13 protein-coding genes are annotated in these 13,551 nt (G+C 68.2%); 10 read left to right on the forward strand and 3 right to left on the reverse strand.

Annotated features, from left to right (window positions below):
* Positions 1–22 precede the first annotated feature (22 nt).
* Together IM660_RS13640 and IM660_RS13645 are read left to right on the forward strand one after the other, a co-directional pair.
* Positions 23–817, forward strand: a complete 795-nt coding sequence (locus tag IM660_RS13640; RefSeq protein ID WP_210768982.1) for a LysM peptidoglycan-binding domain-containing protein — start codon at positions 23–25, stop codon at positions 815–817.
* Entirely contained in the window at positions 814–1,347 is a 534-nt protein-coding gene (locus tag IM660_RS13645; RefSeq protein WP_193496275.1) for an Rv3235 family protein, read from the forward strand. The genes IM660_RS13640 and IM660_RS13645 overlap by 4 nt, the downstream gene beginning before the upstream one ends.
* 7 nt (positions 1,348–1,354) lie before the next feature.
* On the opposite strand, the gene secA is transcribed toward IM660_RS13645, so the two are convergent.
* Together secA and IM660_RS13655 are read right to left on the reverse strand one after the other, a co-directional pair.
* A complete protein-coding gene (gene secA, locus IM660_RS13650) occupies positions 1,355–4,234 on the reverse strand; it encodes a preprotein translocase subunit SecA (protein WP_193496277.1) in 2,880 nt (959 codons plus the stop codon).
* 155 nt (positions 4,235–4,389) lie between these two features.
* A complete protein-coding gene (locus IM660_RS13655; protein ID WP_210768983.1) occupies positions 4,390–5,028 on the reverse strand; it encodes a TetR/AcrR family transcriptional regulator in 639 nt (212 codons plus the stop codon).
* A 122-nt stretch (positions 5,029–5,150) separates the two neighbouring features.
* Between IM660_RS13655 and IM660_RS13660 the strand changes: the two genes are divergently transcribed.
* Both IM660_RS13660 and IM660_RS13665 read left to right on the forward strand, forming a co-directional pair.
* On the forward strand, positions 5,151–5,648 hold the full coding sequence (locus tag IM660_RS13660) for a pyridoxamine 5'-phosphate oxidase family protein (protein WP_210768984.1): 498 nt from the start codon (positions 5,151–5,153) through the stop codon (positions 5,646–5,648).
* Between the two features lie 60 nt (positions 5,649–5,708).
* Positions 5,709–6,632: a Gfo/Idh/MocA family protein gene (locus IM660_RS13665; protein WP_193496279.1), complete on the forward strand. Its 924-nt coding sequence runs from the start codon at positions 5,709–5,711 to the stop codon at positions 6,630–6,632.
* 43 nt (positions 6,633–6,675) lie between these two features.
* On the opposite strand, the gene IM660_RS13670 is transcribed toward IM660_RS13665, so the two are convergent.
* Positions 6,676–7,443 carry an NAD-dependent epimerase/dehydratase family protein gene (locus IM660_RS13670; RefSeq protein ID WP_193496281.1) on the reverse strand — a complete coding sequence of 256 codons (768 nt, stop codon included), beginning with the start codon at positions 7,441–7,443 and terminating at the stop codon, positions 6,676–6,678.
* A 109-nt stretch (positions 7,444–7,552) separates the two neighbouring features.
* Between IM660_RS13670 and IM660_RS13675 the strand changes: the two genes are divergently transcribed.
* The 6 genes from IM660_RS13675 to IM660_RS13700 all read left to right on the forward strand — a co-directional run bounded on the left by IM660_RS13675 (position 7,553) and on the right by IM660_RS13700 (position 13,536).
* Complete coding sequence (locus IM660_RS13675) at positions 7,553–8,596, forward strand: NAD-dependent epimerase/dehydratase family protein (RefSeq protein ID WP_193496283.1); 1,044 nt, start codon at positions 7,553–7,555, stop codon at positions 8,594–8,596.
* A gap of 2 nt (positions 8,597–8,598) precedes the next feature.
* Positions 8,599–9,642, forward strand: a complete 1,044-nt coding sequence (locus IM660_RS13680; RefSeq protein WP_193496285.1) for a dihydrodipicolinate synthase family protein — start codon at positions 8,599–8,601, stop codon at positions 9,640–9,642.
* A 44-nt stretch (positions 9,643–9,686) separates the two neighbouring features.
* A complete protein-coding gene (locus IM660_RS13685; protein WP_193496286.1) occupies positions 9,687–10,940 on the forward strand; it encodes an ABC transporter substrate-binding protein in 1,254 nt (417 codons plus the stop codon).
* Positions 10,941–11,018: 78 nt separating this feature from the next.
* Positions 11,019–11,942, forward strand: a complete 924-nt coding sequence (locus tag IM660_RS13690; protein WP_193496288.1) for a carbohydrate ABC transporter permease — start codon at positions 11,019–11,021, stop codon at positions 11,940–11,942.
* A complete protein-coding gene (locus IM660_RS13695; protein WP_193496290.1) occupies positions 11,939–12,814 on the forward strand; it encodes a carbohydrate ABC transporter permease in 876 nt (291 codons plus the stop codon). Before IM660_RS13690 ends, IM660_RS13695 begins: the two co-directional genes overlap by 4 nt.
* Positions 12,811–13,536, forward strand: coding sequence for a DUF1961 family protein (locus tag IM660_RS13700; protein WP_193496292.1), 726 nt, complete (start codon positions 12,811–12,813; stop codon positions 13,534–13,536). The genes IM660_RS13695 and IM660_RS13700 overlap by 4 nt, the downstream gene beginning before the upstream one ends.
* The last annotated feature ends 15 nt before the right edge of the window (positions 13,537–13,551 follow it).

The raw sequence follows: 13,551 nt of genomic DNA on the forward strand, positions 1-13,551 counted from the left end.
ACTGACATGAAATGAGATGTACATGAAGATGGTGACCGGCACCCTGCGGCCCCTCGCCGTCGGCCTGCTGACAGCGACGCTCGCCACCGCCGCCGGGTTGGCACTCGCGCACCAGACGATGACCACGCTGCAGAAGAACGCACCCCTGGGCGTGGACGACCTCACCGCCGCGGTACTCACGTCCGCCGGGGCGCTGGTCGCGCTCTGGTACGCGATCAGTGCGGTGGCCGGGACCGTGTGTCTGCTGCTGCGCGGACTGGGCGGAGTCTGGAACGCCGGAGAGCAGGCGCTGCGGCGCCACGGCGCCCCTGGGGTCGCCCGGCTGCTGGGCGCCGGGACGGGGGCCGTGCTCACCGCAGCGCTCGTGGCAGGTCCGGCACACGCGACGGTCGATGAGGTGCCGGACGACCTCACCTGGGGAGCCTCGATCAGCGAGACCGCCGAGGAGGCGCCGCGCCCACTCCACGACGAGACCCCGCTGGCCGGCGCCGGAACCGCACCCGCGGGAGACGGGGGCGCGCCACGTGAAGCACCCGACAGGCATGCGGCTGCCGATCAGGAGGCGCCGGCTCCGGATCCGGCGCCGGCGAGCGAGACCATCTCCCCCGGTACATCACGGGAGAGCTACCAGGTCCAGCCGGGCGACTCGCTCTGGTCGATCGCCGCCGACGCGCTCGGACCCGAAGCCACGACCGCCGACATCGGAACGGCCTGGCCCGAGTGGTACACGGTCAACCGCGACCTCATCGGCCCCGATCCCGACCTCATCCACCCAGGCGACGAGCTGTACCTACCGACACAGGAGAACACCCGATGAGCATCGCCCCCGCACTCTCGCCCCTGCGCCCGGCGCGCGCACCCGACTCCACATCCACCGGGTGGGATCGCTTACGTTTCGACGCGGCCGCCGAGCCACGAAACTCAGAGCCGGACACCGTCGCGGGCACCGCTACCGATATCGGACCCGTCCCAGTCGCCCCGCCCCGTCTGGTCTGGTCACGAGGGCGCGCCCCTGAGCGCACGGATCCGCAGCAATGGGCAGGGGTCCTGGTCCGCGCGTGCGCCGAAGCTCTGATCGGCGTACGCCCGGCCGCTCAGCTCAACCGCTGGCTCGACCCGGCTGTCTGGAGCGCTCTGAGTCGGCGCAGTGCGTTGGCGATGGATCTGCGTGGCAGGCCGCGCCTCCCCCGGCCGATCACGGTACGCCGGGTGATCGGCGGCGCCGTCACCGAGGCCGTGTGGGAAGGTTCAGTGATCCTCGATGACGGCGCCCGCGTGCGTGGAGTCGCTGTACGGCTCGAGGATCATCGCGGCCGCTGGCGCGCGACCGCGCTGCGCATTGGGTGAGGATTCCTCAGCGGCGCTTCTTCGCCGCCTTCGCTGCCCGGCGGCGCTGCTCCCGGTTCCCGCTGCCGGCCGACTGCCCGCCGCCAGACGACTGCGAAGGCCGCTCGGAACCGCCCGGGCCGCGCACGACCGTACTACCGTCCTCGCTGGGAGCCGAGTACTGCAGGGCCTGCGCCCGCTCCGGCGCACCGAGACCGAGCGGGTCCTCGACAGTCGCCGTGGGCGCACTGGCAGCAGGGGCGGACTTGGGTCCGGCGCGCCGGCCGCTCGCCGCCGCAGCGCTCGAGGCACCGACGCCCGCCTGCGCGGCCGTCGCCGCGGCGCTGCTCGAGGTGACCACCTCGGCGCCGTCGGACTCGGACTCGGAGGCTGCGCCGTCACCCTCGGGCTCCTTGCGTTTGACCTCGAGGTTGAACAGGTAGCCAACCACCTCTTCCTTGATGGCCTCGTTCATGGCCTGGAAGAGCTGGTAGCCCTCGCGCTGGTACTCCACCAGCGGGTCGCGCTGGGCCATCGCGCGCAGGCCGATTCCCTCCTTGAGATAGTCCATCTCGTAGAGGTGCTCACGCCACTTGCGGTCCAGCACCGAGAGCACCACCCGTCGCTCCAGCTGGCGCATGATCTCGCTGCCGAGTTCCTCCTCGCGGGCGGCGTAGGCCACCTTGGCATCCGAGACCAGTTCAGCCACCAACTGCTCGGTGGTCAGCCGGGTGACCGTACCGGCCTCCTCGATCAGCTCCTCGGCCGTGATCGAGACCGGGTAGACGGTGCCCAGATCGGTCCACAACTGCTCGAGGTCCCACTGCTCCGGGTGCGGGTTCGTCGTGGCTTCGGTGACCACGCCGGTGATGACGTCCTCGATGAAGGAGGCCGTCTGCTCCTGCAGGTCTCCGCCCTCGAGGAGCTCGCGGCGCTTGCTGTAGACCGCCTCGCGCTGACGCGAGAGCACGTCGTCGTACTTGAGGACGTTCTTGCGGATCTCCTGGTTGCGCCGCTCCACCTGCCCCTGGGCGCTCTCGATGCCGCGGCTGACCATCTTCGACTCCAGCGGCACATCCTCCGGGAATGTCGAGCTCATGAACCGCTCGGCCAGCCCGGAGTTGAACAGCCGCATCAGGTCGTCTTCGAGGGAAAGGTAGAACCGGGACTCCCCCGGGTCACCCTGACGCCCCGACCGCCCGCGCAGCTGGTTGTCGATCCGGCGCGACTCGTGCCGCTCGGTGCCCAGCACGTACAGACCGCCCGCCTCGGAGACCTCGTCGTGCTCGGCAGCGACCGACTCCTGCGCCTCCTCCAGCGCCTGCGACCACGCCTCCTCGTACTCCTCGGGCGTGTCGTGCGGATTCAGTCCTCGCTCGGCGAGGGCATCGATCGCGATGTGCTCGGCGTTGCCGCCCAGCATGATGTCGGTACCACGACCGGCCATGTTCGTCGCGACCGTCACTGCGCCCTTGCGGCCGGCCATGGCCACGATGGACGCCTCACGCTCGTGCTGCTTGGCGTTGAGCACCTCGTGCGGCACGCGCTTCTTCTTGAGCATCTTCGACAGCAGCTCGGACTTCTCCACGCTGGTGGTGCCCACGAGCACCGGCTGCCCGGCGGCGTGACGTTCGACGATGTCCTCGACGACGGCCTCGAACTTGCCCAGCTCGGTCTTGTAGACCAGATCGGAGGCGTCGATGCGGGCCATCGGGCGGTTCGGCGGGATCGGCACGACACCGATCGAGTACGTGCCCTGGAACTCCCCCGCTTCCGTCATGGCCGTACCGGTCATCCCGGAGAGCTTGTCGTAACGGCGGAAGTAGTTCTGCAGGGTGATCGTGGCCAGGGTCTGGTTCTCGGCCTTGATCGTCACCCCTTCCTTCGCCTCCAGCGCCTGGTGCATACCCTCGTTGTAGCGGCGGCCCGGCAGGATGCGTCCGGTGTGCTGGTCAACGATGAGCAGCTCACCCTTCATCACCACGTAGTCCTTGTCGCGCGTGAACAGCTCCTTGGCCTTCACCGCGTTGTTCAGGAACCCGATCAGCGGGGTGTTGAGGGACTCGTAGAGGTTGTCGATGCCGAGATGGTCTTCGACCTTCTCGATGCCGGGCTCGAGGATGCCGACGGTGCGCTTCTTCTCGTCCACCTCGTAGTCCTCGTCGACCGTCATCGTACGGACGATCCGCGCGAACTCCGTGTACCACTTGTTCACGTCCCCGGAGGTGGGTCCGGAGATGATCAGCGGTGTGCGGGCCTCGTCGATGAGGATCGAGTCCACCTCATCGACGATGGCCATGTTGTGCCCGCGCTGGACCAGCTCGGCGGTCGACCACGCCATGTTGTCGCGCAGGAAATCGAAGCCGAACTCGTTGTTGGTGCCATAGGTGATGTCGGCGGCGTACATCTCGCGCCGCTCATCCGGCTTCTGCCCAGAGAGGATCACCCCGGTGGTCAAGCCGAGGAAACGGAACACGCGGCCCATCAACTCGCTCTGGTACTTGGCGAGGTAGTCGTTCACCGTGACGATGTGCACGCCCTTGCCCGAGAGGGCGTTCAGGTAGGCGGGCAGCGTGGCGACGAGGGTCTTGCCCTCACCGGTCTTCATCTCGGCGATGTTGCCGAGGTGCAGGGCGGCGCCACCCATGATCTGGACGTCGAAGTGCCGCTGGCCGAGGGTGCGCACCGCAGCCTCGCGCACCACCGCGAACGCCTCCGGGAGCAGAGCGTCCAGGGATTCGCCATCGGCGATGCGCTCCTTGAACGCGTCTGTCTCGGCGCGGAGCTCGTCGTCGGAGAGGTCGCTGGTCACCGCTTCGAGGGCGTTGACCTGAGCCGTCAGTCCCTGCAGCTGCTTGAGGATCTTGCCCTCACCCATGCGCAGGATCTTGTCGAGGATCGAAGGCACGCACACTCCCGGGTCGGTCCGATCGGCGCCAAGCGGCACCGACGCACCCTCCATCGTATGCGAGCCTGCTGCGGTCACCGCACCCGTGATCGCTGGCAGCGGAACGAGCCCCCGTCGGGCGAGGTGCCGTGCGGCCTGGGCACCCCCTGCCCAGGTCAGCGCTCGATGTCACCCAGAGGAACTCGTGCACCTGGCGTTGCGTACACGATCCGGTCCACGAGGTCGGCAGCGATCGCGGGCCAGTCGCCGACCTCGAGCGCATCGGGCAGCGTGAGCAGCTCAAGAATCAGCCCATTGATCGCGAGGTGGAGCAACCGCACCTCATGAGCAGTCCCCGGCAATCGTGACCGATGCAAGAACGCGACGTCGGCGCGAAAGCCCCCGCGCACGAGTTCGGTGAGCACCGGCATCAGCTCAGGTCGCCGGACGGCCTCGAGCCGAATCTCCCAGAGCGCGACGTGCAGTGCTGGCTGCGCGAGCGCGCGCTCGACCAGTTCGACCATCAGGCGCACCCACTGGTCGCGGGTGGGCTCGCGCGCAGCAGCCTCGACGAGTGCGGCGTCCTCAGGCGTGAGTCGTCGATAGAGACGTTCGGTGAGCGCCACGATCAGATCGCGGCGGGTCCGGAAGTAGTTCGATGTCGTGCCCGGCGGCACGCCGGCCCGGCGGTCGACGGCACGGTGGGTCAGGCCACGCATACCCTCCTCGGCGATCACCGCGAGCCCAGCATCAGCCAGCACCAGCCGCCGGCTCATCCGGCGCGATGACGCAGCGGCATTCACGCGAATTCCCATGGTGCTCCAGGTGACATGCCGCTACTGTATCGACATGTCACTACACCTGTAGTGGTTTGGCGCTGCACGGCTGGGGAATCCCTGCTCCGGTCAGCGCGCCCCGGGCTCACGATCAACTCACGATGGGACTTCGCACCATGGCCGACCTGGCGACCACTGCCCCCGCGTTCATCGAGATCGCTCACCGCATCGTCTGGGCGACGGCCGCGACTGTCGACCCCTCCGGCGGCCCGCGCACCCGGATCCTGCACCCGGTGTGGGAGTGGGACGGCGAGCGCCTCACCGGATGGGTCGCGACGTCTCCGCTGTCGCCGAAGGCGCGTCATCTGGAGCACGAAGCGCGCATGTCGATCACCTACTGGGATCCCAGTCATGACACCTGCACCACCGACTGCCGCGCCGTCTGGGAACTGGGTGAGGATGAGCGTGCAGCAGGATGGCAACGCTTCACCGATGCGCCGGAGCCCGTCGGCTACGACCCACGGATCATCCCGGGATGGACCGGTCCAGAGGCACCGAGTTTCGGCATTCTGCGACTGGAGCCGACTCGGATCCGCGTACAACCGGCCTCGCTGATGTTGGGGCAGGGTGGCGAGCTACACACCTGGCGGGCCGCCTGAGAAACAGCACCGGGAACAACGCCCGCCGTCAGGACAGGGCGGTGTGCCAGACTCACCGCCATGCCCCCAGCCCCCATCGCACTCCTCGGGCTGGCCACGAGCCACCCTTTCTCCGATGCCGCCACGCTGCTGGACCTGAGACCGGGTACGGTCTTCGACGTCTGGGAGCCCGAGGCCGGGCGGCGTGCGATGTTCAACGAGCGGTTTCCCGGCCACCGTCTCCACACCCGGGTCGAGGACGCGCTCGCCGGGGCAGCGGGAGCTGTTGTCACGGTCCGCCCGCACCAGGTGGCCGAGGTGGTTGCCCGGGTGATCCAGCGCGAGGTGCCGGCCTTCGTGAACAAGCCGGTCGCCGTCACCGGGGCTCAACGCGACGCACTGGAGCCGCTGTGGACTCCGGCAGCCACCCGGCTGTTCACCAGTTCGGTGCTGCGGTTCGCTGCCGAGGTGGAAACCCTCCGGGCCGAGTTCGACCACACGCGCGCGCTTTCCGCGCACGTCACGGTCCGCCACGACGTCGGCCGGTGGACGCGTGGCTCCACGCCCTGGCAGGACGATCCGGCCGTGGGCGGCGGGCTCATCGGAACGATGGGGCTACACGGTATCGAGCTGCTGGTCTCCTTGCTGGGCACGCGGGCATCCGTGGTCTCGAGCGAGGTATCCACCCGGTGGCACCACGGCCTGATCAGCGGTGATACCGGAGCAGTCACGATCCGCTGGGAGGCGGGGATCCTCGGGACGATCTCGATCGTCGGGGTCACCGAGCACGAGGGATACGAGATCGACGTGGAGACCGTCGACGGCCCCCGGCAGGTGCGCCTACCTGCCAGCGGTGACGACGCGCTCGGCTACCGGGCCACGACGCAACGATTGGTGGCGATGGTCGACGACGCCGCGCCGTCACCGGTGCCGTGGGAGCAGACCCGGGCGGTGGTGGATCTGCTGGCCGAGGCGATCGCGCTGAGCACCAGCCCCAGGATCTGAACCAGATCCCGCGGCATCAGCTGCGCTGACGAGGAGATCCTCGTCAGCGCGCCCGGCCCACTGCGTCCAGAGTTACGTTCCTGGCGAGCGGCGACCATCCCAGCAGCCGCTGAGCACTGTCGTCGTCAATGGTCCGCGGGTCGGCGGCCAGTGCGATGGCCGCATACTCTCCGTGCCGGGTCAGGGTTCGCTCGACCGCGTCGGTGAGGTCATCGGGGTGGAGCGCCGGATAGGAGGTGCCGTCCTCGAGCCGCAGCGCGCGGGCCCCCTCGGCATCAGGGTTGGACGGCGAGCGCCACCGGGGCCAGTCGCGCTCCTGTGCAGGAAAGGCCAGTCGCAGCGAGGTCACTGTGGTCGGTTCGGCGGCCAGCGCGGCGCAGGCATGTTCGGCCAGGCGCTTGGTGAGCCCGTACGGCGCCGTGGAGTCCGGCAGCGCACCGGCGCGGATCGGGTGACGGCCGAACTCGTGGAAGACCGACAACGAGCTGATGTGCACGAACGACCGCACGTGTTCCTGCACACTCATCGTCAGGGCCTGAACCACACTGCCCACGTTCAGACGCACCGCTGCATCAATCTGGCGAGCCATCTCAGCGCCGCGCGGGACGATCGCCGCGAGGTGGACGACCGCTTCGGCCTCCGGAACGTGCGCCTCAAGGTTCGCGTACTCGTTCGCGTCCGCGACGACGCTGCGCACCCCGGGAATGGAGACGGGCCGGACGTCGAGGATGGTCACCTGGTGGCGGGCCCGCATACGTGTAGCCAGGGCGGTCCCGACGACGCCGCCTCCTCCGATGAGCAGGATCCGCATCTGCCGTCCTTCCGTTACGTGATCGTCATCCGTGATGGATTGACAATAACGGTCCGGACCGTAAATATGAAACAACTGCCGACGACGCCCCAGCGGAGGAACTCCAGCGATGACGACCGAATCCGGTGCCCCCAGTGACGATGTGGCCTTGGAGCACCGACTCTCCTCCCCGTCCCCCGCGCTCGTCCAGGACGCCGCGCACATCGACGATGACCTGGTCATCCTCGGCGCGGGCGGCAAGATGGGGCCGACACTGGCGATGATGGCCCGCCGCGCCCTGGACGAGGCGGGACGCCGCGACGTAGCCGTCCACGCTGTCTCGCGGTGGAGCGACACCGAGGTGCGCGAGCGGCTCGAGTCCGCGGGAGTGTCCACCGTGGTCGCCGATCTCGCCTCGCCCGGAGTCGAGTCACAGCTTCCCGACGGCGGACACGTGGTCTTCATGGTCGGCGCCAAGTTCGGAGTCACCGGGCAGGAGTACCGGGCGTGGCTGACCAACGCCGCCCTCCCGCACACCGTGACGCAGCGCTACCCGCAGGCCCGGATCTCCGCCCTCTCGACCGGCAACGTCTACCCGTTGACCGATCTGCGCTCGCCCGCACCGGATGAGACCTCACCGACCGGGCCGGTGGGTGAGTATGCGATGAGCTGCCTGGGCCGGGAGCGCGTCTTCGAGGCCGCCGCGGCCACCCGCGGCACCCGCCTGGCCTTGGTGCGTCTCAACTACGCCGTCGAACCGCGCTATGGAGTCTTCGCCGACCTCGCGCGCACCATCCTCGACGGTCGGCCGGTGGACCTGACGACCGGCTTCGTGAACGTCGTCTGGCAGCGTTACGCCAACGAGGTGGTGCTGCGCTCGCTGCTGCACGCCAGCGCGCCGGAGCCGTTCCGGATCAACCTCACCGGCCCCGAGACGCTCTCGGTGCGCACCGCGGCCGAGACGCTCGCCGCAGCACTCGGCACCGAGGTGACATTCGAGGGCCAGGAATCCGACAGCGCCCTGCTGGCCGACGCCACCCGCTGCCACGAGCTGTTCGGCTACCCGGACGTACCCGCTCGCACGCTGATCGGCTGGCAGGCCGACTGGATCGAGAAGGGAGGCCAGCTGTGGGACAAGCCGACGAAGTTCCAGCGGCGCGACGGTCAGTTCTGACGATGGAGGCCACCACGCCGCGTCGCACCCGCGAGCAGATCACCGCGCGGCTGCGCGAAGGGCTGGTCATCCCTGCACTCCCCCTGGCACTACGGGAGGACAGCACATTCGACGAGAGGTACCAGGCCGCCGTCGTGCGCTACTACGCGGCAGCGGGTGCCGGTGGTGTGGCAGCGGCGGTGCACACGACGCAGTTCGAGATCCGCGACCCGGGCACCCGGCTGCTGGAGCCGGTGCTGGAGCTCACCGCCGAGGTGCTGGCCGAGACCGGTCTACTGAAGATCGCTGGTGTTGCCGGGGACGAGGAGACCGCGGTCGCCGAGGCCGAGCTCGCCGCCCGCCTCGGCTATGACGCCGTGTTGCTGATCCCGCCGCGCAGTGGCGCGACGGACGAGACGCAGATGCTCGCCCGGGCCCGTTCCGTGGCAGACGTGATCCCGGTGATCGGCTTCTACCTGCAGGAGGCGATCGGCGGGCCGCGGCTGTCGGCTGCGTTCTGGCGGGAGTTCGCCGAGATCGAGAACGTCGTGGCCGTGAAGATCGCTCCGTTCGACCGGTACCGGACCCTGGACGTGGTCTCGGCGGTGCTGAGCTCCTCCCGCGCGGACCAGATCGCTCTCTACACCGGCAACGACGACAACATCATCGGCGATCTGATCACGCCGTTCACCGGCGGCCGCTGGATCGACGGCGGCCTGCTGGGGCAGTGGGCAGTGGGCACCCACGCAGCTGCCGGCCTGATGACCAGGGTGCACGCGGCGCGTGCGGGCGAGGATGAGGCGGTACGAGAGCTGACCGCCCGCGCCCCAGAGCTCACGGAGCTGAACGCCGCCGTCTTCGACGCCGAGAACAATTTCCGCGGTTGCATCGCGGGAGTGAACGCCGTGCTCTGGTGGCAGGGACTGCTGCCGAGCATGCGTTGCCTGAATCCCGGCGAGGTGCTTTCGCCGGGACAGGAAGACCGGATCCGCGGAGCGCTCGCTCGTTACCCGTGGACCTCGGACAAGGACTTCATCGCGGATCGTCTCAGCGAGTGGCTGCGATGACCACCCGGATGCGAGGACGCATCATCCCACCCCCAGGAGGATTCATGAGAACCCGAACCACAGCCACGATCGCCGTCGGAGCGGCGGCAGCGCTCGCGCTGACTGCCTGCTCCTCGGGCGATAGCTCAGCCGACGGCGGATCCAGCGAGATCACGCTCTGGATGTACCCCGTGATCGCCGATGAGGACGCCAGCCGCGACTACTGGGAGTCCTTCGAGGCGGACTTCGAGACCGAGCACTCCGACATCGACCTCTCGATCGAGCTCCTCCCCTGGGCCGATCGCGAGGAGAAGATCGGCACGGCGATCGCTGCCGGTACCGGCCCCGACCTGGTGCTCCTGGTCCCTGACCTGGCGAGGAACTTCTACGACACCGGTGGCCTCAAGCCCATCGACGGCGCCATCGATGACCCGGGCGTCTACTTCGAGGGCGCCCTCGCCGGCGGCACGTTCGACGGTGAGATCTACGGCCTGCCGATCTACCAGACGGCGAACACCACCGCCTACAACACGGCACTGTTCGAGGAGGCCGGCATCACCGAGCTCCCGCAGACGTGGGACGAGATCCTGGACGCCGCGCCTGCCCTCGCCGAGAACGGCGTCTCCGTGCTCGACTACTCCGGCTCGGCCGAGACCACGCTCAACATCTCCTTCTACCCGCTGCTGTGGCAGGCGGGCGGCTCGGTGTTCACCGAGGACGGCAGCGACATCGCCTTCGACGGCCCCGAAGGCGTCGAGGCGCTGCAGTTCCTGCTCGACCTGCAGGAAGCAGGCGGGCTCCCGGCCGATGCTGCCACCAAGACGACCGCCGTGGAAGGTGGTCCGCTCGGCCTGGGAACAGCAGCGATGTCGTACGGGATGTCCGGCGCCACGATCGACCAGCTCGAGGCGGCCGTCGGCGAGGAGAACGTCACCGTCGGCGCTCCGCTCACTGGTGCGGTCCAGGCCTCCTTCGGCACACCGGGCATCATCGGCCTGACCACGATCAACGAGGATGAAGAAGCAGCTCTCGAAGTAGCCCGTGCCCTGGCGGCGCCGGAAGCGCAGTCCGCGATGTTCGAAGCGGCGGGCTGGTTCCCCTCCCGTGAGGATGCCGAGATCACGATCGAAGACGACGCCACCCAGGCGCTGTTCGACTCCCTGGCCGTCTCCAACCCGGGAGAGGCTGCACCTGGAGCGCGGCAGGTGATGTCCATCCTCGCCACGCACATCCAGTCCGCCCTGCAGGGTCAGGCGACCGCCGAAGAGGCCATCGCCGACGCCGCAGCAGAGGCGCGGGACGCCATCTCCCGCCTGTAACGGCTCCCGCTGTGGGGCGCACCACGGTGCGCCCCACAGCACTCGATCGCCTACCTCCTTCGAATCGACAGTGAGACCATGACTTCCACCACCCCCGTCTCAGCACTGGGCAGGCAGAAGCGACGCGGCTCGACCACCGCCGCACGCAGCGGCATGTGGGCGGGCATCCTGTTCGTGCTCCCCATGCTGGTGCTGTTCGTCATCTTCCGGTTCGTCCCCAGTCTCGGGGCGATCGGCATGAGCCTGACCGACTACAAGCTCAGCGGCGACTACTCCGTCGTCTGGTTCGACAACTACACGCGGATGATCGCCGACGATGTGTTCCTCGGCGCCCTGACCACGACCCTGGTCTACGCCGCGATCTACGTTCCGCTCGTCGTCGTGGTCTCCATGGTGACCGCCCTGGTGCTCAACCGGCTGGTGTGGGGCACCGGGTTCTTCCGCGGTGCACTGTTCCTTCCATACGTGACCTCGTTCGTGCTCGCGGCTGTCATCTGGCTGTGGATCTTCGCCAGCGACGGGCTGGTGAACGGGCTGCTCACCGAAGCGGGAGTCGATCCCTATCCCTTCCTGACGGGCAACCAGGCACAGGTGCTCACCTCGCTCGCCGTCGTCTCCGCATGGCGAGGGTTCGGGTACTCGATGCTGATCCTGCTCGCGGGGTTGAAGAACATCCCGGACGATCTACTCGAATCGGCCACCCTCGACGGCGCGAACGCGACTCAGCGGTTCTTCCGGATCGTGCTGCCATTGCTGCGACCGGTGGTGTTCTTCGTGCTGGTGATCGAGACGATCGCCGCGTTCCAGGTCTTCGACACCATCTACGTCATGACCGGCGGCGGGCCTTCCCGTGCGTCCTACTCGCTGGTGTACGCCCTCTATGACCAGGGATTCAAGTTCTTCGACTTCGGCTACGCCGCCGCGATCGGTGTCGCGATCTTCCTACTCGTCTTCGTCATCTCGCTGATCCAGCGTCGCTTCCTCGATCGGAGCAACACATGACCGCCACGCTCACGCGGCCCGGGACCGAGACCAATGGGACACCCGCTGCAGCGCGCCGCAGACGCCGCAACCGCATCAGGCCGGGAACGATCCTGGTGGCCTCGCTGCTCGCGTTCGGCACCATCGTGCCGTTCCTCGCGGTCTTCATCCTCGCCCTGAGTCCCGAGGGCGCCCGCACGATCCCGTTCCAGCTGCCGGACGAGTGGACGCTCGACAACCTGATCGCCGTCCTGACCGCACGCAACTTCCTGCGTTGGACGCTCAACACCACGATCTACTCGATCGTGTCGGTGGTGCTGGTGCTGATCACGGCAGCCATGGCCGGATACGCCTTCGCGAAGAAGCGCTTCCCGGGCCGGGAGATCATGTTCTGGTCGTTCCTGGCCACGTTGATGGTGCCCACCCAGGCCACCATCATCCCGCTGTTCGTGCTGGTCGCCAGACTGGAGGGCATCGACACGTTCTGGGGGCTGATCGTGCCGACCCTGGCGAACTCCCAGGCGGTGTTCCTGATGCGGCAGTTCATCATGGGTCTGCCGGACGAGCTCTTCGAAGCCGCGAAGATCGACGGCGCCCGGGAGTGGAGCATCTTCTGGCGGATCGTGCTCCCGCTGACGACGCCGATCCTGGCCACGCTCGGGATCTTCGTCTTCCTCTGGCACTGGAACGACTTCCTGTGGCCACTGATCATCGCCCAGACCGACGAGATGCGGACGCTGACCGTGGGTCTGGCCAGCTTGAACCAGGAGGCGGTCTCCCAGGCCCGGCTGATGGCGGCTGCGGCAATCACCGTGATCCCCTGCCTGGTGGTGTTCGCGGTGCTGCAGCGCTACATCGTCAACAGCGTGGCAGCGAGCGGGATCAAGGGATGACCACACGCGGTGGGAGCGTGGCGGAGCCGGACGCGACCACGGAGGGCACGGTGACGGAGGAGGGCATCGAGACGCTCTATCGCAACCCGCTCGCATGCGAGTCGGATCTCGCCGGCTTCCGCGCCGAAGGGCCGGTCACGCTCAGCTTCCCGCAACGCCGGATGCGGGTCGAGAGCACCGTGCTCAGCGACGACTCCACCCAGGGCAACTTCGTGCTGTGGTGCCCGGAGGAGTTCGGGCCGGACGTGGAGTACTCCTGGGACTTCTGGCCGATCCGGGAGCCCGGGCTGTGCATCGTGTTCTTCGCCGCACGAGGGCGAGGAGGTGTCGATTTGTTCGACGCCACGCTCACCCCGCGTGATGGCGACTATCCGCAGTACCACTCCGGAGACATCGACGCCTATCACCTCTCCTATTTCCGACGGCGGATCGATCCTCGACTGCATACGTGCAACCTGCGGAAGAGTCACGGTTTTCACCTGGTCGCCTCGGCGCCCGATCCGATCCCGCCCGTGGCCACGGCGGTGGCGCCGTACCGGATCCGGATCCGGCACGCCGGTGGGGATGTCGCGATGTTCGTCGACGATCTACCGGTGCTGACGTGGCACGACGACGGATCGACCGGTGGGCCCGCTCTGGGGCGAGGGCGGTTCGGGTTCCGGCAGATGTCCCCGATGATCGCCGAGTACGCGAATCTCGAGGTGCGGAGCCTGGCCGCGTAGTCGGCGGATAGCTCC

Origin of the sequence: Ruania alkalisoli, assembly GCF_014960965.1 — a bacterium.
Classification (GTDB): domain Bacteria; phylum Actinomycetota; class Actinomycetes; order Actinomycetales; family Beutenbergiaceae; genus Ruania; species Ruania alkalisoli.